16 protein-coding genes are annotated in these 20,377 nt (G+C 63.4%); 10 read left to right on the forward strand and 6 right to left on the reverse strand.

Annotated features, from left to right (window positions below):
* Positions 1–53: 53 nt before the first annotated feature.
* Positions 54–2,603, reverse strand: coding sequence for a DNA internalization-related competence protein ComEC/Rec2 (locus B9Z52_RS01635; protein WP_108412114.1), 2,550 nt, complete (start codon positions 2,601–2,603; stop codon positions 54–56).
* 123 nt (positions 2,604–2,726) lie between these two features.
* Between B9Z52_RS01635 and B9Z52_RS01640 the strand changes: the two genes are divergently transcribed.
* The 10 genes from B9Z52_RS01640 (at position 2,727) to B9Z52_RS01690 (ending at position 15,081) form a co-directional block, all read left to right on the forward strand.
* Positions 2,727–6,128, forward strand: a complete 3,402-nt coding sequence (locus B9Z52_RS01640) for a DUF2126 domain-containing protein (RefSeq protein ID WP_108412115.1) — start codon at positions 2,727–2,729, stop codon at positions 6,126–6,128.
* A 14-nt stretch (positions 6,129–6,142) separates the two neighbouring features.
* Positions 6,143–8,941, forward strand: coding sequence for a circularly permuted type 2 ATP-grasp protein (locus B9Z52_RS18055; RefSeq protein WP_233251763.1), 2,799 nt, complete (start codon positions 6,143–6,145; stop codon positions 8,939–8,941).
* Between the two features lie 12 nt (positions 8,942–8,953).
* Positions 8,954–9,856: a transglutaminase family protein gene (locus B9Z52_RS01655; protein WP_108412116.1), complete on the forward strand. Its 903-nt coding sequence runs from the start codon at positions 8,954–8,956 to the stop codon at positions 9,854–9,856.
* 308 nt (positions 9,857–10,164) lie between these two features.
* Positions 10,165–10,623, forward strand: coding sequence for a RidA family protein (locus B9Z52_RS01660; RefSeq protein WP_108412117.1), 459 nt, complete (start codon positions 10,165–10,167; stop codon positions 10,621–10,623).
* 9 nt (positions 10,624–10,632) lie between these two features.
* The gene (locus tag B9Z52_RS01665; RefSeq protein WP_108412118.1) at positions 10,633–10,896 is read left to right on the forward strand and encodes a DUF2164 domain-containing protein; all 264 of its coding nucleotides are present in this window, start codon (positions 10,633–10,635) and stop codon (positions 10,894–10,896) included.
* Positions 10,896–11,093, forward strand: coding sequence for a hypothetical protein (locus B9Z52_RS01670; protein WP_146182759.1), 198 nt, complete (start codon positions 10,896–10,898; stop codon positions 11,091–11,093). The genes B9Z52_RS01665 and B9Z52_RS01670 overlap by 1 nt, the downstream gene beginning before the upstream one ends.
* 6 nt (positions 11,094–11,099) lie before the next feature.
* Entirely contained in the window at positions 11,100–11,678 is a 579-nt protein-coding gene (locus B9Z52_RS01675) for a flavin reductase family protein (protein ID WP_108412120.1), read from the forward strand.
* 41 nt (positions 11,679–11,719) lie between these two features.
* Positions 11,720–12,235 (forward strand): DUF1993 family protein, encoded by a 516-nt coding sequence (locus tag B9Z52_RS01680; protein ID WP_199222016.1) that lies wholly within the window; start codon positions 11,720–11,722, stop codon positions 12,233–12,235.
* 148 nt (positions 12,236–12,383) lie between these two features.
* Entirely contained in the window at positions 12,384–12,842 is a 459-nt protein-coding gene (locus B9Z52_RS01685) for a (2Fe-2S)-binding protein (RefSeq protein WP_108412341.1), read from the forward strand.
* 10 nt (positions 12,843–12,852) lie between these two features.
* Positions 12,853–15,081, forward strand: a complete 2,229-nt coding sequence (locus B9Z52_RS01690) for a molybdopterin cofactor-binding domain-containing protein (protein ID WP_108412121.1) — start codon at positions 12,853–12,855, stop codon at positions 15,079–15,081.
* An 84-nt stretch (positions 15,082–15,165) separates the two neighbouring features.
* On the opposite strand, the gene B9Z52_RS01695 is transcribed toward B9Z52_RS01690, so the two are convergent.
* The 5 genes from B9Z52_RS01695 to B9Z52_RS01715 all read right to left on the reverse strand — a co-directional run bounded on the left by B9Z52_RS01695 (position 15,166) and on the right by B9Z52_RS01715 (position 20,372).
* Positions 15,166–16,893, reverse strand: a complete 1,728-nt coding sequence (locus B9Z52_RS01695; RefSeq protein ID WP_108412122.1) for a tannase/feruloyl esterase family alpha/beta hydrolase — start codon at positions 16,891–16,893, stop codon at positions 15,166–15,168.
* Between the two features lie 45 nt (positions 16,894–16,938).
* On the reverse strand, positions 16,939–17,406 hold the full coding sequence (locus B9Z52_RS01700; protein ID WP_108412123.1) for a DUF3237 domain-containing protein: 468 nt from the start codon (positions 17,404–17,406) through the stop codon (positions 16,939–16,941).
* A gap of 32 nt (positions 17,407–17,438) precedes the next feature.
* On the reverse strand, positions 17,439–19,340 hold the full coding sequence (locus B9Z52_RS01705; protein WP_108412124.1) for a ferrous iron transporter B: 1,902 nt from the start codon (positions 19,338–19,340) through the stop codon (positions 17,439–17,441).
* The gene (locus tag B9Z52_RS01710; RefSeq protein WP_108412342.1) at positions 19,333–19,575 is read right to left on the reverse strand and encodes a FeoA family protein; all 243 of its coding nucleotides are present in this window, start codon (positions 19,573–19,575) and stop codon (positions 19,333–19,335) included. Before B9Z52_RS01710 ends, B9Z52_RS01705 begins: the two co-directional genes overlap by 8 nt.
* Positions 19,576–19,754: 179 nt before the next feature.
* Positions 19,755–20,372 carry a nuclear transport factor 2 family protein gene (locus B9Z52_RS01715; protein WP_108412125.1) on the reverse strand — a complete coding sequence of 206 codons (618 nt, stop codon included), beginning with the start codon at positions 20,370–20,372 and terminating at the stop codon, positions 19,755–19,757.
* Between the last annotated feature and the right edge of the window lie 5 nt (positions 20,373–20,377).

A 20,377-nucleotide genomic window follows, 5' to 3' on the forward strand; every position in this document is an offset into this window, starting at 1 on the left:
GGTACTCCTGCAGTGAGGATAGCAAGATGCGTACCTGCTCGGACTGGCAGGCGTCAAGGCGGGGCGTGGTGCCAATAGCGGCGCGCGCGCTCGCGCTCGCAAACCAGCTGCTCAGGTGCATCGCTGCGCCAAGTGGCCGCGCCGCAGTGCACGCTGTCCACCACACGGATGCGCAGGCCTTGGTAGCGGGCCAGCACTGCGGGTGCCGGGTGGCCAAAACGGTTGCGGTAGCCCGCTTGCACCAGCGCCAGCTGAGGTGCCAAGGCGTGCAAGAACTCGGGCGTCGAAGAGGTCTTGCTCCCGTGGTGCGGCACCAGCAGCAGATCGACCGGCGCCAGTCCTGCCGCCACCAAGGCTTGTTCTTGCGGCGCTTCGATGTCGCCCGCGAGCAATGCCGAATGCACGCCATCGCTGATGCGCAAAACGCAACTCAGCGCATTGGGCTTGATCGGCTTGTCCAGCGGCAGCTGAGGCAGTGCCGTGGGGTGCAGCACCTCGAAACGCACGCCGTCCCAGACCCAAGCCTGGCCCCGTTGGCAAGGCTTTGTGCTGACGGCCACCGCATGCAAAGGGTGCCCAGCTTCCAGCGATGACCACAGCGCCGCTTGCGGCTGCATGGCCAATACCGCTGGCGCACCGCCCGTGTGGTCAGTGTCGCGGTGGCTGAGCATCAGCACATCCAGCCGCTCGGCCATCTGCGCCAGCAAAGGCACCAACACGCGGTGACCGGCATCGCTTTCGGGCGAATAGCGCGGCCCCGCGTCGTACAGCAAACTGTGACGCGCCGTTCGCACCAAAACAGCGTTTCCCTGCCCCACATCGGTGATGAGCAATTCATAAGTACCCATCGCAGGCCGAGGCGCCGTCCAAAACAGTGCAGGCCACAGCAGGGGCAAGCTGGCCAGCTTCCACGACTTGGGCCAGCGCGACACCCACAACAGCGCCGCCAACAAAGCCAAGACGGCAAAACCCCAGGGCGGCAAAGCCAGGCTCACACTGGCACCCGGCCAGCTGGCCATCCAGACCAACAGTGTGGTCAAAGGCCTGAGCGCCGCTGCAGCCAGCACCGCAAACCCCGACCAGAGCACCCCCAGCATGGCCAGCGGCGTGACCACAAAACTCACCCACGGAATGGCCACCAGATTGGCCAGCAAACCCACAAGCGAAACCTGCCCAAAGAAGAGCAAACACAAAGGTGCCAACGCCAGCGTGACCACCGATTGCTCGCGCAACAAGCCCCACACCCGAGCACCCCAACGCGCCAAGCCTTGCGGCCACACCACATGCACCCCTGAAAGCCCCCCAAGCCACGCACGCCAGCGGTGCACGCCCCGCTCAAGCACAGGCTTGGTGCACAAGCAAGGCGGATCGGCCTGCGGTGCATCGGTTCTGGGCCCCTCGCGCTGGCTGGTCCACAGCAGCACCGCCACCGCCACAAAGCTGAGCCAAAAGCCCGGCTGCAACAATGCCCAAGGGTCCAGCGTCAACACCACGGCCGCCGCCAGCAAACACACCAGACCGGCCGACCATTGCCGTGCAGACAAGCGCAAGAGGACCACCACGCCCAGCATCCAGACCGTGCGCTGCGCAGGCACGCCCCAGCCACTGAAGGCGGCATACAACGCCGCCAGCCCCAAGCCCGCCACAGCCCCCACCTGCGGCGCAGGCCAATGCAAAGCCCCCTTGAAACCCCACAGCGCAGACCGGCGCCAGCACCAGCCCACCGTCATGGCCGCCAGCCAGGCGAACATGGTCACGTGCAGGCCCGAGATGCTCATCAGGTGCGCCACGCCGGTGGCCCGAAACACATCCCAGTCGCTGCGGTCGATCGCCGCCTGATCGCCTGTGACCAGCGCCACCACGATGCCGCCGACGTTCAGGCCCGCGTTGCCAGTCACCCCCAAGCGCGTCTGCAGCCGGTCGCGCACGCTTTGCCGCCACCACTCCATCGGGTGCCGCCAGGTCTGCGCCAGGCGCAGGGGTGCGGGGTGGGCCGCCCCGGCGCGGACCGTTCCGGTGGCGCGAATGCCCTGCTCCCACAGCCACAGCTCATGGTCAAACCCCCGGGGGTTCAAGTTGCCGTGCGCGGCCTTCAGGCGGGCACGCAAACGCCAGCGCTCGCCGGCCTGCACCGGCTCGGGCAAGGCCGTCAAATTCCAGCCGCTGTCCGTCACGCCGTCTTGCCCATACCAGGCCAAATGGATGTGCTCGGGCACCTGCACGCCTTGCCCACCTTGGACCGCGTGCGCCTGCTCCACCTGAAACCTGAAACGCCAGCCGATGTCTTGCCGCTGCGGCATGGCCTGCACCACGCCCACCAGATCCAGGTCTTGCCCCTCCAGCGCCGGGTCCATGCCCGGCGACTTCCACAGCGCATGCCCCCCGGTGCAGGCAAAAGACAACAAGGCACTCGCCAAACACATACCAAGCGATGGCATCGCACCCCAGCAGCGGCGCCGCCACAGCACCAGCAAGGCCAGTGCAGCCAGCGCGGCATACGCCTCAGTGGACCAAAGGGCGGGCTGCTGCAGCTCAAGCGCCACGCCTGCGCACCAGGCCAGCAGCGCAGGCCCCAAGCCATGTGCCCAGCGCAAGTCATGCATCGTCAGCCCCCCTGAATCGGCTTTTTCATGGGCGCCTGGCCTCGGGCTGGCGCGTGTCTTGCTAGTTTAAAAAGCCCAAGCTGCACTTGTCATGCGTGCAGCCCCTGTTGCGCTCGAAGAAATATGTCGATACACGTTGCCCTGCACCACGTCACCCATTACACCTACGACCGGCCGGTTCAGCTCGGCCCGCAAGTCATCCGCTTGCGCCCCGCACCGCACAGCCGCAGCCGCATCCTGAGCTACAGCCTCAAGGTCGAGCCCGCAGATCACTTCATCAACTGGCAGCAGGACGCCTTTGCCAACTACCAAGCGCGGCTGGTCTTCCCCAAAAAGACCACCTCGTTCAAGGTGACCGTGGACGTGGTCACCGAAATGGCCGTGTTCAACCCCTTTGATTTCTTTCTGGAGCCCTCGGCCGAGGAAGTGCCCTTCAAGTACTCGGACCTGGTCAAGGAGGAGTTGCAGTCTTACCTGGACAAGGACAACAAAACGCCCTTGTTCAAAAAATACCTGGCCAGCCTGGACCGCAAGCGCCAGCGCACCATCGACTTCCTCGTCCAGATCAACCAGCGCCTGCACCAGGACATCCGCTACACCATCCGCATGGAGCCCGGGGTGCAAACGCCCGAAGAAACGCTGACCCTGAAAAGCGGCTCTTGCCGCGACTCGGCCTGGCTGCTGGTGCAGCTCTTCCGCCACATGAACATCGCGGCCCGCTTTGTCTCGGGTTACCTGATCCAACTCGCCCCAGACGTGAAATCGCTCGACGGCCCCAGCGGCACCGAAGTCGACTTCACAGACCTGCACGCTTGGTGCGAGGTGTATTTGCCCGGCGCAGGCTGGGTGGGGCTGGACCCCACATCGGGCCTCTTGGCCGGTGAGGGGCACATTCCGCTGGCCTGCACCCCGCAACCCTCAGCAGCGGCACCGATCGAAGGCCTGATGGACAAGGCCGAGGTCGAGTTCAGCCACGAGATGAGCGTGACGCGCATCCACGAGTCGCCCCGCGTGACCAAGCCTTACACCGACGAGCAATGGGCCCAGGTGCTGCAGCTGGGCGAACAGGTCGATGCACAACTGGTGGCTGAGGACGTGCGCCTGACCATGGGCGGCGAGCCCACCTTTGTGTCCACGCAAGACCCCGATGGTGCCGAGTGGAACACCGATGCCCTGGGCCCGACCAAGCGGGGCCTGGCCACCGAGCTGGTGCACAAGCTGCGCCAGCAATACGGTCAAGGCGGCTTCTTGCACTTTGGCCAAGGCAAGTGGTACCCGGGCGAGCAGCTGCCACGCTGGGCGCTTTCCATTTACTGGCGTGCCGATGGCTCGCCCTGCTGGCAAAACCCCGAGGTGTTCGCCGACGAACGCGAGCCCAGCCACTACACCAGCGCCGATGCAAAGCGTTTCGTTCAGGGCCTGACACAGCAATTGGGCTTGCCAGACGACACCGTGCTGCCGGGCTACGAAGACACCTGGTACTACCTCTGGCGCGAACGCCGATTGCCGGTGAACGTGGACCCGTTTGACGCCAAGCTGGACGACGAGATGGAGCGCAACCGCCTGCGCCGCATCTTCAGCCAAGGCCTGGACCAGCCGGTGGGTTATGTGTTGCCGATTCAGCCTGTAGAAGCGGACACACCCGAGTTGACCGACCCACAGTGGCAAACCGGCCGCTGGTTCCTGCGAGACGAACGCATGTACCTCATGCCCGGCGACTCGCCCATGGGCTGGCGCCTGCCGCTGGACTCGCTGCCTTGGGCCGCGCCGACCGACCGTTGGCACATGATCGAGCAAGACCCCTTTTCGCCACATCTCGCCCCACGCCACCCCCTGCCCTCCATGGCGCCCGTGACGCAGCAGGCGCGCCATGCCAAAGCCATGCCCGCGCAAGCGCCGGTGGCCAAGTTCGAGTCCGACCCGTCGGTGGTGCGAACCGCTTTGTGCGTGGAAGTGCGCGACCCCAACCGCGCCAACGGCCCCAAGGTGGAAGCCGAGGCCATGGCCAAAGGCGAAAAATCTGGCGTGCTTTACGTCTTCATGCCGCCCCTGGCGAGGCTGGAAGATTACCTGGCCTTGGTCAGCGCCGTGGAGGCGACCGCCGTGAAGCTGGGCCTGAAGATCGTCATGGAAGGCTACCCGCCGCCGCGCGACCCACGCCTGAAACTCCTGCAGGTCACGCCCGACCCGGGCGTGATCGAGGTCAACATCCACCCGGCCCACAACTGGACCGAGCTGGTCGAGCACACCGAGTTTTTGTACCAAGCGGCTTTCGAGACGCGCCTGTCGGCCGAAAAGTTCATGACCGATGGCCGCCACACCGGCACCGGCGGCGGCAACCACATGGTGATGGGCGGGGCCACACCTGCTGACAGCCCCTTCCTGCGCCGCCCCGAGGTGCTGGCCAGCCTCATCCTTTATTGGCACAACCACCCGAGCTTGAGCTATTTGTTCAGCGGCATGTTCATCGGCCCCACCAGCCAGGCACCACGGGTGGACGAGGCTCGCAACGACCAGGTCTATGAGCTGGAGATCGCGCTGCGCGAGATCACACGCAACCGCCAGAAGTTTGGTGCCGACATGCCGCCGTGGCTGGTGGACCGCACCCTGCGCAACATTTTGGTGGACGTGACCGGCAACACGCACCGCAGCGAGTTTTGCATCGACAAGATGTACTCGCCCGACAGCAGCACAGGGCGTTTGGGCCTGTTGGAGCTGCGGGCGTTTGAGATGCCGCCGCACGCCCGCATGAGCATCGTGCAGCAGCTGCTTCTGCGTGCGCTGGTGGCCCGCTTTTGGGATGCGCCGTATTCAGCGCCCGTGACCCGCTGGGGCACCGAGCTGCACGACCGCTTCATGCTGCCGCACTGGATTCACAAAGACTTTGACGACGTGCTGACCGAGCTGGGCGATGCGGGCTTTCACTTTGACCCCAGCTGGTTTGCACCACATTTCGAGTTCCGCTTCCCGCTGGTCGGTCAGGTCCGGGTCGACGGCGCGGTGGTGACGCTGCGCAACGCGCTGGAGCCCTGGCACGTCATGGGCGAAGAAAGCTCAGCAGGCGGCACCGCCCGCTATGTGGACTCGTCGCTCGAGCGCATCGAGGTCCATGTGACCGGCATGAACCCCTCACGCCACACGGTGACCGTGAACGGCAAGGCCCTGCCCCTGCAACCCACGGGTGTGGTGGGCGAATACGTGGCCAGCGTGCGCTACAAAGCCTGGAACCCGCCTTCGTCGCTGCACCCGAGCATCGGCATGCATGCGCCGCTCACGGTGGACCTGGTGGACACCTGGATGAAGCGCTCACTGGGTGGTTGCCAGTACCACGTGGTCCACCCCGGTGGCCGCAGCTACGACAGCTTCCCGGTCAACGCCTATGAGGCCGAAAGCCGACGCCTGGCGCGCTTCTTCCGCATGGGGCACACGCCCGGGGCGATGAAGCAGCTGGCGGCGCTCGGCCCCAACGCCACACTGCACGCCAGTCCTGAGTTCCCTTACACACTGGATTTGCGCAAGGCTTGAGCGACAATGGTTCAATGAATGAATCCAGCCAAAGCACTGTCCAACATCTGGACGCGCAAGCCATGTCCTGGCTGGCGCACCAGGCCTTGGCCGCGCCCGAGGGACACTGGGATGAACTGCGCGGATTGACCCTTGCGCCCACGGCACAAGAGCAAGCGTCGGATGCGCACATGAGCAGTGCTTGGCAAACGTTCATCGACCATGTGGCGGGCGAAGGCCTGCAGGGTCTGAACGTGCGCATGAAAAACTTGCAACGGCAAGTGCGCGACAACGGCATCACCTACAACGTGTACGCCGCGGCCGATCAGCCCCAGCGGCCATGGTCGCTCGACCTGTTCCCACTCATGGTGCCCGAGGCCAATTGGCAGCAGATCGAAGCGGGTGTGTTGCAGCGCATGCAGCTGCTCGAACGCATCATGGCCGACGCCTACGGCCCCCAAAAACTGGTGCTCGACGGGCATTTGCCTGCGGCGCTCATACAAGGCCACCCCGCGTACCTGCCCGCCATGCATGGCGTGCCGCCAGTGGGGGGCCGTTATTTGTCGGTGGCCGCATTCGATCTGGCACGCGGGCCGGATGGCTGCTGGTGGCTCTTGTCGCAACGCACGCAAGCGCCTTCGGGCTTGGGCTATTTGCTGGAAAACCGTTTGATCGTCTCGCGCTTGTTTCCGCAGGCGTTTGAAGCGTTTCCTGTCAAGCGCCTGGCCGAGACCTACCGCACGCTGATCGACGGCATCAAGGCCAGAAGCCCGGCGGGTGCTTCGGCCCACATCGCACTGCTCACGCCTGGCCCCTACAACGAAACCTATTTTGAACACGCCTACCTGGCCCGCTACCTGGGCCTGAGCTTGGTGCAGGGCAACGACCTGACGGTGCGCGACGAAAAGCTTTACCTCAAAACCCTGCAAGGCCTGCAACCGGTGCACGGCCTTTTGCGCCGCGTGGACGACGATTGGCTGGACCCGCTGGAGCTGCGCGCCGACTCCACGCTGGGCGTGCCCGGCCTCTTGCAGGCGGTGCGCAGTGGCAACGTGCTGGTGGCCAACACACCCGGCTCGGGTTTTCTGGAGTCGAACGCGCTGCTGGGCTTCATGCCTGCGCTGGCGCGTGACCTGTTGGGTGAAGAACTGCAGCTGCCCGCCATTCCGAGTTGGTGGTGCGGCGAAGCAGCGGCCCTGAAAGATGTGTTGCCGCGCATCGGCAGCTGCGTGATCAAACCCACCTACCCTTACAACACCGACCGCCACAGCTTTGAGCCTGTGCTGGGCCACCAACTGAGCCGCCGCGAACAGGACGAATGGGCGGGCCGCATCCTGCGCGACCCGGATGCCTTCACCCTGCAGTCGTGGTTGCCGCTGTCGCACCAGCCCACCTGGCAAACCCGGGTGGATGGCCCAAGCGAAAGCCAAGCGGCGATTGAATCTCGCCCAGTGGTGCTGCGCGTGTTTGCCGTGGCCGATGCACAAGGCGGCTGGCAGGTGCTGCCCGGTGGCTTGGCGCGGCTGGGCACCCGCGAAGGCATTGCCTCGATGCAGCGCGGCGGCAGCAGCGCCGATGTGTGGGTGCAGGCGAGCTCGGCTGAGGCCGCTGAGGGCGGCGCCCTTGCGGACGACGGTGTGCGTGCCCAGACGGGAACGGCTCAGCGTTTGGTGCCCGGCGATAACACACCCCGCGCCGTCTTGGCGACCCAAACACAGTCGTCCGTGCCCATGGCACCATCCCAATCGCAATCCCAATCCCAATCCCAATCCCAATCCCAATCGCCATCGCAACAGCCCTCGGCCAAGGTGTTGGCCCAGCGCCAGCGCTTGGTCACCAGCCGTGCTGCCGAAAACCTGTTCTGGATGGGCCGCTACACCGAGCGCACCGAAAACACCTTGCGCCTGGTGCGCCTGAGCTTGGAAATCCTGAACAGCGAAAACCAGAACCAGCCCCAGCTGCTGAACTTCATCACCCAAATGGCCACACGCCACGGCCTGGTGCGCCCCGGCGTGCCTGCGGCGGCGCTGTCGCACCGTGTGTTTGAACGCTCGCTGATCGCGGGTCTGTGGGACAAAAAACTCGCCACCAGCGTGGGCTTCAACCTGCGTTCGGTGCGGCTGGCAGCGGCCTCGGTGCGCGAGCGTTTGTCGCCCGAGCACTGGCGCTTGCTGGAACAAGCCGAGTTGCGCTTTTTCAACTCGGTGGCCAGCGACAACTCGCAAGACACCGTGGAAGTGCAAGGCCTGCTGGCCGAGACCAGCCAGATGCTGGCGGCCCTGACCGGTGCGCAAACCGACCGCATGACACGCGACGACGGCTGGCGCCTTTTGTCGATTGGCCGCCACATCGAGCGGCTCGAATTTTTATCGAGCGCCTTGAGCAGCGCCGTGCAAGGCGGATTGATCGGCGAACAAGCCGGGTTTGACGCCGTGCTCGACCTGTTTGACAGCACCATCAGCTTCCACGCGCAGTACCAGCAAAGCCGCACGCCCCAGGCCCTGCTGGACCTGCTGGTGACCAACCCCGACAACCCGCGTGCTTTGGGCTGGGTGGCGCACACCCTGCGCTCGCGCCTGCTGCGCATGGGCAACTTGGCCGACGGCGTCACCTTGCCGCTGGCAGGTTTGGTGCCACGCTTGGTGGACCTCACACCCGAAGCCCTGTGGCCACTGGACTGCCGGGCCGATGCGATCTGGACCACCTCGGTCCAGCCCCTGCCCTTGCACGCGGCATTGGCCGATTGCCAGACCGCCGCGCGGCATGTGTCTGACCAACTGTGTGGCCTGTTCTTCACCCACAGTGGTGAGGCCCGTTTCAGCTTTGTCTCTTGACCGACAGTGACCATGCGCCTGGCCATCACCCACGAAACCCGCTACAGCTACAGCCCTGCCGTGCAAACCGCGCAGCATGTGGCCCACCTGCAGCCCGCCAACTCACCGTGCCAACAAGTGCTCAGCCACAGCTTGCATGTTGAGCCTGCGGCCTTTGTGCAGCACAACGTGGACGCGTATTGCAACCACCGCGCTTACTGGGCATTGACCAACCCCCACAAAGGTTTGCTGGTGCGCGCTTACAGCGAGCTGGAAACCTCAGTCATTGCGCAAGCCACCTCCTCACAAAGCTGGGAATCGGTGCGCGAACATTTCCGTTACCGGGGCGGACATCCGGCCGACGTGAACAACGGCTTTGTTTTTGGCTCGCACCATGCGCCCGTGCACGAGGCCTTTTTGGCTTATGCGCAAAGCAGCTTCACCCCGGGGCGGGCCTTGATGCCAGCGGCGCTGGAACTGACGGCGCGCATGCACAGCGATTTCACCTACGCCTCGCAAAGCACCGACATCAACACCCCGGCACTGCAAGCGCTGCAAAGCAAACGCGGTGTTTGTCAGGACTTCGCCCACATCCTGCTGGCCTGCCTGCGCTCGCTGGGCTTGCCCGCCCGTTATGTGAGCGGCTACCTGCTGACCCAACCGCCACCGGGCCAGCCGCGCTTGGTGGGCAGCGACGCCTCGCACGCCTGGGCCTCGGTGTATTTGCCCGAGCTGGCCAGCCACGCCTGCCAAGGCTGGCTGGACCTGGACCCCACCAACAACCGATGTGGCCTGGCCAGCCCGGGCCTGGACTATGTGCGCCTGGCGGTGGGCCGCGACTTTGCCGATGTGTCGCCCCTGCGCGGCGTGCTGCAAGGCGGTGGGGAGCACACACTGGATGTGGCCGTCACGGTGGCACCACTGGACGAGCATTGATCCGGCCCCATGAAGTTTGAATGGCCCTTGTTTGTCAGCCATGGGCTTGTTGTTGCTGTAGGAGCCCACCCCTGTGGGCGATGGCTTGCAGGGCGTGTGCCACGCCCATCGCCCACAGGGGTGGGCTCCTACAAAAAATCAATCCCTTGCTTGCTGCTCAAGACATCAAGAGGCCGGATCAACAAGCCACACATCGCGGCCAAAGCCTCCTGGCTGTAACAAGCCACCCTGCAGGTCAGCGCTTCAACTCCGACACGGCCGATTCAGCGACAATCTGATCCAGTTTTCAACCCTGAGATGAGCCCACCATGAGCGTTTACGACACCCTGAAATCCTTGAACATCGAATTGCCACCCGTGGCGGTGCCTGCTGCGGCCTATGTACCCTACGTTCAAACCGGTAACCTGGTTTTCCTGTCCGGCCACATTGCCAAAAAAGACGGCAAAGTCTGGGCCGGCCAACTGGGCAAAAACATCGACACCACCGAAGGCCAACAAGCCGCTCGCGCCGTGGCGATTGACCTGATGGGCACGCTGCACGCCGCCGTGGGCGACCTGAACAAGGTCAAGCGCATCGTCAAGGTGATGAGCCTGGTCAACTCTACAGGCGATTTCACCGAGCAGCACCTGGTCACCAACGGATGCAGCGAGCTGCTGGGCCAGGTGTTTGGCCCGCAAGTCGGTGCACACGCCCGCAGCGCTTTTGGCGTGGCCCAGATCCCCATGGGCGCTTGCGTCGAGATCGAGCTGATCGCCGAACTGGCTTGACCCTCGGCCATGTCCATTGAACTGAGCAAAGAAGACCGCGCTCAGGCGATTGCCAGCATTGAGCGCTACTTTGAAGCCAACTTCGAGCAAAAGATCGGCAACATTTCTGCCAGTGCCTTGCTCGGCTTTGTGCTCGAAGAAATCGGCCCCAGCATCTACAACCGCGCCGTGAGCGATGCCAAAGAACGCATGATCACCCGCGTGGAAGATCTGGAATACGAAGTCCGTGCGGACGAATTCCAATACTGGCAAAAGTTCAACAAGCGCAAATGATGTTCAAGTTGTTTCTCGCTCTGACGCTGCTGACCGGCTTGGCCGGCTGCGGCCTGACTTCGCCGCAAGCCGTGTACGAGGGCATACGCGCCCAAGAAAAAGCCAACGCCGTCGGCACCAATGCACCGCCCAACCAGGGCTTGCCGCGCTACGACCAATACGAAAAGGAGCGCTCTGTGCGCCCTGAAACCCGCTGACCGACCATGCAAACCGTTGACCTGAAACATGCCTACCGCCTGCTCAACCACGGCCCCACCGTGCTGGTGGGCAGCGCACACGCAGGCCGCAGCAATGTGATGGCCGCTGCATGGGCCATGCCGCTGGACTTTGACACGCCCAAGGTGGCGGTCGTCATCGACAAGAGCACCCTCACGCGCGAGTTGATCGATGCCTCGGGCGTGCTCAGCCTTTGCGTGCCAACGGTGGCGATGAAAGATCGGGTCATGGCTGCAGGCGGCATGAGCGGCAAAAACCACCCCGACAAACTGAACCGTTGCAAGATCAGCACCCAAGCCGCACCGCAGACCGGCGCTCCCTTGGTGGACGGCAGCATCGCCCAGATGGAATGCCGCGTGCTGCCCGCCACCGCCCATGTGGCGGGGCCGCACGACTTGATCCTGGCCGAGGTGGTCGGGGCTTGGGCCGATGCGCGCGTGTTCAGCCAAGGCCGCTGGCACTTTGAACAAGCGCCCCCCGAACTGCGCAGCCTGCACCATGTGGCAGGCGGGCACTTTTATGCCATCGGCGAGGCGGTCCAGGCTTTGCCTGTGGCCAACGCCTGAATTTCCAAAGCCAAAATTTTCAACAACGACCGGAGACTTTCATGACCATTTCCATGTCCAGCGCCAGTTTGCCTGTGTGCACCCGCATGCTGACCAACCTGAGCCACATCCTGGCCAAGGCCGAGCAATTCGTCGACACCAAAAAGATCGACCCCACGGCGCTCACCACTTACCGCCTGGCCCCCGACATGTTCCCCTTCACACGCCAAGTGCTGATCGCTTGCGACGCGGTGAAAAACGGCGTAGCCCGTTTGAGCGGCATCGAAGCGCCCAAGTTCGATGACACCGAAACCACCTTGGCACAACTGCAAGAACGCATTCAGAAAACCCTGGCCTTCATCGCCACCGTGCCAGCCGCAGCGCTGGACGGCACCGAGGACAAAGAGATCACCTTCCCTGCTGGCCCGGGCAAAACCCGCACCCTCAAAGGTCAGGATTACCTCACGGGCTGGATGCTGCCCAATCTGTACTTCCACATCACCACGGCTTACACCATCCTGCGCCACAACGGCGTGGATGTGGGCAAGATCGACTACCTGCTGGGCGCACAGGGCTGATCCTGTCACCGAGTGGACTTTCTTGGGGATTACACGAAGTCCCCTTTTTTTGAGCCTCTCCATAATCAGTTGGGCTGTATGGATCCTTGTGGATTCACGGCCCCGGCTCGTCGTCTGCACAAACGGGCCTCAAATCATGGAGACGAACATGGCTCAAATCAATTTGAAGGTCAACGGAAAGGCCCGCGCAGTCGATGCCGATCAGGACATCCCGCTGCTGTACGCGCTGCGCGACAACCTTGGCCTGAATGGCCCCAAATTCGGCTGTGGCAAAGGCCAATGCGGCGCCTGTACCGTGATCGTCAACGGTCAAGCGACACGTTCTTGCATCACCCCCGCAGCCAGCGTGCAAGGCAAAGCAGTCACGACCCTGGAGGGGCTGGGCAGCTCAGCCAAACCCGGCAAGCTTCAGCAAGCCTTCATGGACACCCAGGCGGTGCAATGCGGTTACTGCATCAACGGCATGATCATGACGGCCACAGCTTTGCTGGCACAAAACAAAAACCCCAGCGACCAGCAAATCAGCGAAGCGCTGGCGGGCAACCTTTGCCGCTGCGGCACCCACCAACGCATTGTGGCCGCCGTCAAACGCGCCATCACCGCCTGAGGAAAGCACCATGACTTCATTCAATCGACGTCAATTTCTCGGTGCAGCGGGCGCAGGTGTTCTGACCGTTGGCTTTTCCTTGACAGGTCAGGCTCAGGCGGCGACTGGACTTCCTCCAGCCAAAAGCGTGGCCCCTGACGTGCTGGACTCCTGGCTGACCATCGACAAGAACAACCGCATCACGCTGTATGTCGGCAAGGTCGATCTGGGCACCGGCACCAAGACGGCGCTCACCCAAATCGCCGCAGATGAGCTGGATGTCGCCTTCGGCCGCATCGACATGGTCATGGGCGACACAGGCACCACGCCCGACCAATGGATCACGGGCGCAGCGCTCACCATCTCTCAAGGCGGCAGCGAACTGCGCATCGCTGCGGCCAACGCGCGTCAGGCTTTGTTGCAGCGCGCATCCAAAAACTGGGGCGTGCCTGTGGCCGAGTTGGTCGTCAACGATGGCGTGATCGCGCACGAGGCCAGCCGCCAAACCGCCACCTACGGCAGCCTGATCGGCACCGGCTTTGAAGTCAAGGTCGACCCCAAGGTGGTTGTGAAGAAACACACCGACTACAAACTCGTGGGCAAGTCTGTGCCGCGCGTCGACATTCCCGGCAAGGTCACGGGCGAGCACACCTATGTGCACGACCTGCGCATGCCCGGCATGCTGCACGCCCGGGTGATCCGCCCCACCCAGATTGGCGCCACGCTGCAGGGCTTTGACGAGGGACCCGCCAAACGCGTGAACGGCTTTGTGCAGACCGTGCGCAAGGGCAATTTTTTGGCGGTCGTGGCCAAGACCGAATGGGCGGCGATCAAAGCCTCACAGGCCATCAAGGCGCAATGGAGTGCGGGCCCGGACCTGCCCGCCAAGGCCACCATTTTTGAAGCCTGGCGCAAGATGCCCATCGCCAAGGAGGAAGCCACGCAAAAAGTAGGCGATGTGTCGCAGGCCTTGGGCAGTGCCGTCAAAAGCGTCAAGGCCACGTACAACTTTGCCGTGCAAACCCATGCCTCCATCGGCCCATCGTGTGCCGTGGCCGATTTCAAAGAAGGTCAACTGGTGTGCTGGTCGGCCTCTCAGGCCACGCACTCCATGCAGCATGAGCTGTCGGTCATCACCGGCTTGCCCAAATCGGCCATCCGTCTGGTGTACCTGGACGGCTCAGGCTGCTACGGCCGCAACGGCCATGAAGACGCCACCGCAGACGCAGCGCTGATTGCCATCCAAATTGGCAAACCCGTGCGTGTGCAGTGGATGCGCCAAGACGAGACCGCGCTCGCCCCCAAGAGCCCGCCCCGGTCCATGGACCTGGAAGCCAGCCTCGATGCGCAAGGCAAGATCACCGGCTGGAAAGGCGACTTCTTCATTGCACTCAACCACATCGCCGCCTTCAAGCCCTTGGACTTTCCTTTGCTGGCCGCCAGTGACACGGGCGTTCCACGTCCAGGTAACTGGGTGGGCTTCCTGTTCCAGAACGCGGGTGCACCCTACGCCGTGCCCAACATCCTGGTCACCACCAAACACGTGGCGCAAACTTTCCTGCGCTCATCGCACTTGCGCAGCCCAGGCCGCATTGAAAACAGCTTTGCCAACGAAGCCTTCATGGACGAACTGGCTGCAGCAGCGGGCGCCGATGCTGCTGAGTTCCGCCTCAACCACCTGAACGATGCGCGTGCCAGCGGGGTGATCAACGCGGTGCTCAAGGCCTCCAACTGGAGCAAACGACCCTCGGCTACACAGGTCAGCACAGGCAACATCACGCGAGGCCGCGGTATTTCTTATGTGCGTTACAACAACGCCATCACTTACGTGGCCACGGTGGCCGAGGTGGAAGTCAACCGCAGCACAGGCCAGATTTTGGTGACCAAGGTGTTTGTGGCCCACGACTGCGGTCAGATCATCAACCCCGACGGTGTGCAGAACCAGATCCAGGGCGGCGTGATCCAAACCGTGAGCCGCACGCTGATGGAAGAAGTGCAGTGGAGCGGCAGCACCATCGACAGCGTGGACTGGGCCAGCTACCCCATCTTGCGCTTCCCGGACACGCCCACGGTGCAAACGGTCTTGATCGACCAGCCTGGCCAGCCAGCATGGGGCGCTGGCGAACAAACCCCCACCACCGTGCCTGCCGCCATTGCCAACGCCTTCTTTGATGCCACGGGGGTTCGCCTGCGGACCATCCCCTTCACGCCAGAGAGTGTGAAGACGGCTTTGAAGGGCACCGATCGCAAAGTCGCTTGACGCATTCAGGCCAACGAAGGCCAAGAACAGACAAACCGTGGCGTCCTGTACAGGCGCTGCGGTTTTTTGTCTTTCAAGAAGGTGTCACTTGCAACTGAAGTTGCTGGCGTCTTCTGCCGAGCCACTGCCTTTGTAGGTGGCCACGGTGGGGTAAGCACACAGTGGGCGTGTGCGCTTGGCCGACCAATCGGCGGGCAGTTCGGTGTTCACGCCGCCGGCGTTGCCTGCGCCCCGCACACTGGCCAGCACGGCTTGCGGTGCCTCGCCCTGCTCGACCCACTTGACCAAGGGTCCGAGCAGGTCAAATTGGTCAGCGGCCGGGCCCATGCTGCAGTGGTTCATGCCGGGCACCGGGAAGTAGCGCGCAAAGTCAGCACCGGGGTTCAGCCCCGCCTTGCCCAAGCGCTCCACCCATTGGCGGGTGTCTTCGGCAGAGAAGATGGCATCACTCACGCCGTGGTACAGCACCACCTTGGCGCCTCGGCTGCGCAAGGCGGCCAAATTGTCAGGCTGGGTTTCGCCGGGCGGCGTCATGAGCGACCAGCCCGACTCGCGGTAGCTCTCGTTGGTGGCGCTGAACATGGCCAGGCGCGCCGCGATGTTGTCCTTGAGCGGGTCCACGGGCGCAGGTGGCACGCTGAAAATCGTGCTCAGGGCCAGCGGGTCGCGGATCAGTGAATCGATGAATTTCCAGCTGCCCCAGTTGGCCCCGGCGACACCCATGTCGTATGGAAAGCTGGCATAAATGGGCTGACCCGAAGCGGTCTTGGCACCGCCAAACACCGTAGCCAAGACGTCTTTTTGTGCGGAGGTCAAGCAAGCACCGTTGCGCTCACCGTTGCAGGTGGCCACATCGGTCTTCAGGTTGAACACCGCCTGACAAGCCTGCGTGGCCTGGACCATGCCGTCTTTGGCACCGTCAAGCGCATCGCATTTGTTGGCAATGGCCTGAGCCACCGTCTGGCGCTCTTGCACCGTGAAGGCGCTGGCCAGATCGGGCAAGGTGCCGTTGGGGTTGAGTGGGTTTTTCACGGTGGCGCCTGACGTGGCCAGAGGTGCCCACTGTTGCGCACCCCAGATTTGCGCCAGCGCCGCATAAGGCAAACGGTAGCCCGGTGCACCCACGAGGTAGCCGTCGTACTGGTCACCCAGGCGCGCCGCGGCCACCATGGCATGGCGGCCACCGTTGGAGCAGCCGCCAATGTAGGAGCGGTCAGGCCCCTTGCCATAGGCAGCCTGAATCAGCTGCTTGGCCATGGGCGTGAGCTTTTGCACTGCCTGGTAACCGTAGTCCAACCGGGCCTGCGGCTCCAGTCCGAAGACGGTGGTTTGCGGGCCGCTGTGTCCGGCATCCGAGCTGATCACGGCAAAGCCTTGCATCAATGCACCCGTGAGCGGCCCACCGCCCAAAGCACCCAGCGCGGGCACCACAGCGCCATCCAGCCCGCCGTTGCCTTGGTAAAAAAAGCGGCCATTCCAAGCCACAGGCAAACGCATTTCAAAGCCGATGGCGTAATCGCGCCCATCGCTGCCCTTGCGCTCGTGCATGCGGCCCAAGACCCGGCAGTGCTCGGGCACAGCGCGGTCTCCTTGCATGACAGCGCCTGCCGCAACCAATGCCGCCGATTCGATGCGGGTGTGGCTCAGCTTCAAGGAGTCCACCAAAGTGGTGCAAGCGGGCAGACTGGCACCGGTCGCGGCCTTGAGGGTTGGCAGTGCACCGCCAGGCAAGCTGCTGCACGCGATCAAAACGCTGCCAGCGCCCAACAGGGCAAGGCTTTGGAGGGTGGGTTTGAACTGGATTCTTGTCATGGCTTGTCTCCTGTTGTGATGGCACTGGACTTGCGCTGCGGTGGCTCAAGCCACTTCAAAAAACCGCATCACCACCTTGTCTGGGTGGCGTGCCCCCGTGCCCACAAACAGGCGCTCGGTGATCCAGCCCAAAGAGGCAGATGCGGTCTCAAAGCTGGGCGTGCAGCGAAAATACACTGCCTCAGGCGGCACAGGCTCGCCCCGGATGAGCTTGGCCATCACCTCAGGGGCGGCGGTGCGCACCGCGTGGTTTTGCACAAAAATCAAATCGCCGCCATCGGTCTCCAACATGTAGCGGGCATCGAGCTCGGCCATGCGCGGGTTGAGGATCAACTGGAAATCGGCACCGCCGGGCAGGACGCGGGCCGTCCAGCCGTCGCCTTGCACCTGCCCGCCCAGAATCGGGATCAAGCGGCGAACGCCGTGGTGGGTTTGACCCACCTCCTGGGGCTTGTCCACCTGGACAGACAAGTCAGCAAAAAATTTCAGTTGAGGTGTCGGTAAATTCAGCATGGGGTCATCCTAATCCCAAGTGATCGGCTGCACTAAACCCAATGCGACACCACCCGGAATGTGATGAAGGCCGCGCCATAAGCCAGCGCCAGCTGGTACAACAAGGTGATGGCAGGCAGCTTCCAGCTGCCGCTTTCGCGGTGGATGGCCACCAGCGTGGACAGGCACTGCGGCGCAAAGATGTACCAAGCCAACAGCGCCATGCCCGTGGCCAAGCTCCACTGACCGGCCAGCACAGGCGCCAGCGCCGTGGCGGTGGCCGCGCCGCCGTCTGCGGCCACCACGGCATAGACCGTGGCCAATGCGCCGATGGCCACTTCGCGGGCGGCCATGCCGGTCAACAAGGCCACGCTGATTTGCCAGTTGAAACCCACGGGCTCAAACAGGTGCACCAGCACGTGCCCGATTTGCCCAGCGTAACTGTATTCAATGGCAGGCCCGGCCGCGCCCAGGGGCGCCGCCGGGTAGCTGGCCAGCCACCACAAGGCCACGGTCAGCAGCAAGATCACCGTGCCCACACGGCGCAGGAAGATCCAGGCCCGCTGCCACAAGCCCAGCGCCAAATTGCGCAGCGTAGGCCAGTGGTAGGACGGCAGCTCCATCATCAGTGGCCGCGACTGACGGCCCGAGCGTGTGAGCAGCTTGAGCACCCAGGCCACCGCCATGCCGCCTGCAATGCCCGTGAGGTACAAGCCCAAGAGCACCAGCCCTTGCAGCTGCATGCCGCCCCGGCTGCTGGCCGGGATGAAGGCCGAAATCAACAAGGTGTAAATCGGCAAGCGCGCCGAGCAGGTCATCAAAGGCGCAATCAATATCGTCACCAGCCGGTCACGCCGGTTGGCAATGGAGCGCGTGGCCATGATGCCCGGCACAGCGCAGGCAAAGCTCGACAACAGCGGGATGAACGAGCGCCCCGACAGCCCCACCCCGCCCATGATGCGGTCCAGCAAAAACGCCGCGCGTGGCAGGTAGCCCGACTCTTCGAGCAGCAAAATGAAGAAAAACAAAATCAAGATTTGCGGCAAGAACACCAGCACGCCGCCCATGCCCGCCAACAGCCCCTGCACCAGCAAATCGCGCCACCAGACCTGCGGCAAAGCTTGCATGGCCAAAGCCGACAAGGCATCGGTGGCCGACTTGATCAGGTCCATGGGCCATGTGGCCCAGGCAAACACAGCCTGAAACACCAGGAACAGCACCGCCAGCAAAATCATAGGCCCCGCCCACGGGTGCAGCACTACGCGGTCGATGCGGTCGCTCAGTGCATCGGGCACCAGCGCATCGAGCTGCAAGCGGCGCAAGATGCCTTGCACCTGCACGTGGTCACCCTCGGTGTTGGCTGTATCATGCTGCTCACCTGGTGCATCACGGCTGTCTGCAACAGGGCTCCACCGCGTCCAGGGTTGCGCGGCCAGCCAGGAGCGCACCGCTGCATCGCCACCGGTATGCACGGCCACACTGGTCACCACCGGCAATGCCAGCGCCTGCGACAAGGCAGCAGCGTCAATCTTCAAGCCACGGCTTTCGGCCAGATCGGCCATGTTGAGCACCACCAGACACGGCAAGCCCAAGCGTTTGACCGCCAACACCAAGCGCAACCCCCGACGCAGGTTGGTCGCATCCACCACGCAGACCAGCGCATCGGGGCGCTTTTCTCCGGGGGACCGACCCATCATGACAGCGCAGGCCACGCGCTCATCATCAGACCTGGGGTACAGGCTGTAAACACCTGGCAAATCCAGCACACGCAATGCGCTGCCATCGGGCATGGCCAGACGACCTTCTTTCTTTTCGACCGTGGCACCGGCGTAGTTGGCCACCTTTTGGTGGCTGCCGGTCAGGCGGTTGAACAAAGCCGTCTTGCCGCAATTGGGGTTGCCCACCAGCGCAACCATCGTGCCGCGCGGCACCAGGTGCAAGCGCTGCTCACGCATCGGCTGGCTCCAGCTCGATGCAGCGGGCTTCGTCGCGGCGCAAAGCAAAGGTGGACAACCCCACCCGCACCGCCAGCGGATCACCGCCCCACGCGCCCCGCGACATCACGCACACGGCCTCGCCAGGCAAAAAACCGATTTCTTCCAGCTGCCGCGCCTGGTCTTCACGCCCGCAAGGCACGCGCACCCTCGCCACGCGCAACATGGCAGACAAAGGGGCTTGATCAAGGTTCATGGAGAGAATGGGCACGTCAATCACCATTCTATCGAGAATCATTCTCAATTGAGTTGATGCAAGGCAAACACCGGACCGATGGCTCCGGCAATGACCGCCGCGTGACCGCCCCGTTGCCTCTGAAATTCAAAAATGACCGGATGGCTGGGCTTTAAAGGGGGGTGCGGGCGTTGTGAGCTTCAACGCTCCAGCTCACCGCCGGCAAGCCACCTTGCGCCGCGCTGGTACAACTCGTTGACCACCGGCCCTTTGAGCATGGGCATGTCCATCTTGACCTTGTAGCCAATGCGTGTCTGGATGTAGGCCAAGTGCCGGTAGCCTTCCGGAAAGGTCGCCAGCGCCGCCGCGTCCAGTTTAAGAACAGCTGTGGAATCCACCGGGTCGATGCGGTCTTTTTCGTAGATCGGCTGGCGGTGCAGCAACTTCCACTCGCCATTGTGGCGGGTGACAAAGTCGTAAAAGCGACCGGTGCAGACGACGTCACACAATACAGGACCGTTTTCGCCCTCGACCATGCCGCGCTGCGAAATGGTCATCTTGGTTTGCGCGATGGCGCGGTCGCCGGCGACATCGATGGCCGAGCCTCCCAAAAAGTGGAGGATGCTCACCCCCTTGGCCCAGCCCTCTTGCGTGACGCGAATGAAGTCGGCAAACGGGCCTTGAAACCAGGTGGCCATCATCACCCCTTCAGGGTGCCAGACGGTGGCAAACCGGTCCCAATCGCCCGCGTCGCGCCAAACGGCCCAGCGCTCGACCATTTGGCGGATCAAAAGTTCGTCATTCAAATCAGTGTTCATGGGGT

Source organism: Limnohabitans sp. Jir72 (genome assembly GCF_003063575.1).
Classification (GTDB): domain Bacteria; phylum Pseudomonadota; class Gammaproteobacteria; order Burkholderiales; family Burkholderiaceae_C; genus Limnohabitans_A.

Bases quoted from the DNA above. Each gene is read 5' to 3' on its own strand.
- B9Z52_RS01635 (WP_108412114.1), bottom strand. From the start codon at position 2,603: ATGCATGACTTGCGCTGGGCACATGGCTTGGGGCCTGCGCTGCTGGCC.
- B9Z52_RS01640 (WP_108412115.1), top strand. From the start codon at position 2,727: ATGTCGATACACGTTGCCCTGCACCACGTCACCCATTACACCTACGAC.
- B9Z52_RS18055 (WP_233251763.1), top strand. From the start codon at position 6,143: ATGAATGAATCCAGCCAAAGCACTGTCCAACATCTGGACGCGCAAGCC.
- B9Z52_RS01655 (WP_108412116.1), top strand. From the start codon at position 8,954: ATGCGCCTGGCCATCACCCACGAAACCCGCTACAGCTACAGCCCTGCC.
- B9Z52_RS01660 (WP_108412117.1), top strand. From the start codon at position 10,165: ATGAGCGTTTACGACACCCTGAAATCCTTGAACATCGAATTGCCACCC.
- B9Z52_RS01665 (WP_108412118.1), top strand. From the start codon at position 10,633: ATGTCCATTGAACTGAGCAAAGAAGACCGCGCTCAGGCGATTGCCAGC.
- B9Z52_RS01670 (WP_146182759.1), top strand. From the start codon at position 10,896: ATGTTCAAGTTGTTTCTCGCTCTGACGCTGCTGACCGGCTTGGCCGGC.
- B9Z52_RS01675 (WP_108412120.1), top strand. From the start codon at position 11,100: ATGCAAACCGTTGACCTGAAACATGCCTACCGCCTGCTCAACCACGGC.
- B9Z52_RS01680 (WP_199222016.1), top strand. From the start codon at position 11,720: ATGACCATTTCCATGTCCAGCGCCAGTTTGCCTGTGTGCACCCGCATG.
- B9Z52_RS01685 (WP_108412341.1), top strand. From the start codon at position 12,384: ATGGCTCAAATCAATTTGAAGGTCAACGGAAAGGCCCGCGCAGTCGAT.
- B9Z52_RS01690 (WP_108412121.1), top strand. From the start codon at position 12,853: ATGACTTCATTCAATCGACGTCAATTTCTCGGTGCAGCGGGCGCAGGT.
- B9Z52_RS01695 (WP_108412122.1), bottom strand. From the start codon at position 16,893: ATGACAAGAATCCAGTTCAAACCCACCCTCCAAAGCCTTGCCCTGTTG.
- B9Z52_RS01700 (WP_108412123.1), bottom strand. From the start codon at position 17,406: ATGCTGAATTTACCGACACCTCAACTGAAATTTTTTGCTGACTTGTCT.
- B9Z52_RS01705 (WP_108412124.1), bottom strand. From the start codon at position 19,340: ATGCGTGAGCAGCGCTTGCACCTGGTGCCGCGCGGCACGATGGTTGCG.
- B9Z52_RS01710 (WP_108412342.1), bottom strand. From the start codon at position 19,575: ATGAACCTTGATCAAGCCCCTTTGTCTGCCATGTTGCGCGTGGCGAGG.
- B9Z52_RS01715 (WP_108412125.1), bottom strand. From the start codon at position 20,372: ATGAACACTGATTTGAATGACGAACTTTTGATCCGCCAAATGGTCGAG.